At 64.6% G+C, this 1,022-nt stretch carries 1 protein-coding gene; it reads right to left on the bottom strand.

Annotated elements, in window-relative coordinates; translation table 11 throughout:
• Positions 1–1,022, bottom strand: a 1,022-nt coding sequence (locus ACSFA2_RS25975; protein ID WP_435458199.1) for a class I tRNA ligase family protein, incomplete at both ends; no start/stop codon positions are given.

The raw sequence follows: 1,022 nt of genomic DNA, 5'->3' as shown, positions 1-1,022 counted from the left end.
CTTTCTCCGCAGCCTTGTCGATCTCCATGTGCAGGCACAGGCGCGCAGCACCCACCACCGCCACCGGCGCCGCTTCGGCCGCGGCCGACCACGAGGCCTCGTCGTCGAAGACCTTCACTTCCTTCAGCTTGCCGAGCGCCTGCAGCACCGGCGCCGATTCGCGCAGGAAGGCCGCGCCTTCGGCATCGTCGGCCACTGCGTAGAGCGGCAGACGTGTGGCGGGCGAAACATTCATCTCGCCGCGCAGCGTGCGGCACGCATCGACCAGCGCCTTCAGCCGCGCCACATGCGCCTCGGCCGCTTCATCGATCTTCTCCGGCTGGCTCTTCGGATAGGCCGCGATCATGATCGACTCGCCCTCACGTCCTGCAACCTTCGACACCTTCTGCCACAGCTCTTCCGTGATGAACGGAATCACCGGGTGTGCAAGGCGCAGCAGCGTCTCGAGCACGCGGATCAGCGTGCGGCGCGTGGCGCGTTTTTGCGAATCGTCGCCGGTCTGGATCTGCACCTTGGCGATTTCCAGGTACCAGTCGCAGAACTCGTCCCAGGCGAACTGGTAGATCGCATTGGCCACGTTGTCGAGGCGGTACTCCTCGAAGCCCTTGGCCACCTCGGCCTCCACGCGCTGCAGCTGCGACACGATCCAGTAGTCGGCGCGGCTGAACTTCAGGTAGCCGTGCGCAGGCCCGCCGACCTTGCACTCTTCCTTCGTGTGTTCCAGCAGGCCGCAGTCCTGGCCTTCGCAATTCATCAGCACGAAGCGCGTGGCGTTCCACAGCTTGTTGCAGAAGTTGCGATAACCCTCGCAGCGTTTCGAATCGAAATTGATGTTGCGGCCCAGCGAGGCCAGCGAAGCGAAGGTAAAGCGCAGCGCGTCGGCACCGAATGCCGGAATGCCATCCGGAAACTCCTTCTGCGTGTTCTTGCGCACCGCAGGCGCCGTCTCGGGCTTGCGCAGGCCTTGCGCGCGCTTGTCGAGCAGCTCAGGCAGCTCGATGCCATCGATCAGGTCCACCGGG

The sequence above is a fragment of the Variovorax cryoconiti genome (assembly GCF_051216395.1).
GTDB lineage: Bacteria > Pseudomonadota > Gammaproteobacteria > Burkholderiales > Burkholderiaceae_C > Variovorax.
This window is presented reverse-complemented; position numbering and strand designations above follow the sequence as displayed.